2 protein-coding genes are annotated in these 1,269 nt (G+C 38.7%); both read right to left on the bottom strand.

Features of this window, described 5'->3' with window-relative positions:
- On the bottom strand, window positions 1-549 hold a 549-nt coding region (locus ACRCJ0_RS14330; RefSeq protein ID WP_431390890.1), incomplete at its 3' end, for an extracellular solute-binding protein.
- A gap of 12 nt (window positions 550-561) precedes the next feature.
- Window positions 562-1,269: alpha-galactosidase (locus ACRCJ0_RS14335; protein WP_431390891.1), on the bottom strand; the 708-nt coding region annotated here is incomplete at its 5' end.

Genomic DNA, 1,269 nt, shown 5'->3' on the forward strand with positions numbered 1-1,269 from the left:
GAATGGTGTTTCACCAGCTGCCCTGATGTCATCCACAAGTTGGACAAATTCATCCCATGTTTCAGGTGCTTTTAACCCTAAGGCTTCAAATTTTGTCTTATTGTAATATATGCCTGATACATTAGCTGTTAAGGGCACATTGTATACCTTGCCGTTAATGGCATACTTATCAGCGTATTGATTTTTTAAATTATCTAGATAATCTTGACCAGTCATATCATAGAAGAAACCAGCATTTGCCCATTCTTGGAAGTCAATATTTTGTGGATATAAGTTGATAACATCAGGAACGTCACCTGATAGCATTCTTGTTTTTAAGACAGTACCAGCATCCGGTACACTCGTCATTTGCACATCTATATCCGGATGTGATTTTTCAAAATCTTGAATAATTTCTTCTAGAGTACCCTCCATCTCCTTCTTTTGATTAAAAAATTCAATGACCGTTTTGCCATTCGTACTTGTTTCTTCAGTATTACCGCATGCAGCTAACGCAAGCACACTGGCAGAGGCAATACCCAAATAACGGAGCTTTTTAAACCTTTCCATGCCACTTTCCTCCTAATTCATTGCTTTAAAATGATAACGGTGCGAAACAAAATCTTCTGTCATTGGCGCTTCATACCATCCCATCCACTCCAATTCACTACCCGTAAAAACTTCTTTACTAGTCACATTTTCATAGATTTTATCTGATTGAAGTCCATGTAATTTCACTTGATGAATCGATGCTTGGGCTGTATTCAATACCCCAAAAGTAAAAACTAATATTTCAGATTTGTCTTCATTGGTAAACATCCATGCCGTTGCGTTACCTTCAAAAGGACTTTCTAAACGAGTGAAATCACCGTATTGTACGAGTGGTCGGATCTCTTTATAAACGGCGACTTGTGATTTGACTAAGTCTTTTTCTGCCGGACTTAGTTGCGTTAAATCTAACTCATAGCCCAATACGCCACTCATTGCTACGTCACCGCGGGTATCAAACGGTGTAATTCGCCCTGTTTGATGATTGGGTACTGCGGATACATGTGATGTAATCAAGGAAGTTGGATAAAATAAGGATGTTCCGTATTGGATATTTAACCGTGCAACGGCATCTGTATTATCACTCGTCCATGATTGGGGCATATAATATGCGAAACCAACATCAAAACGACCACCACCACCTGAACAGCCTTCCCATAAAATATCAGGATATTTTGTTGTTAAATGTTCTAGCATTTCATACAAACCTAAAGTATATCGATGTAAGACTTCGCCCTGTTG

It is taken from the genome of Aerococcus sp. L_32 (genome assembly GCF_050689315.1).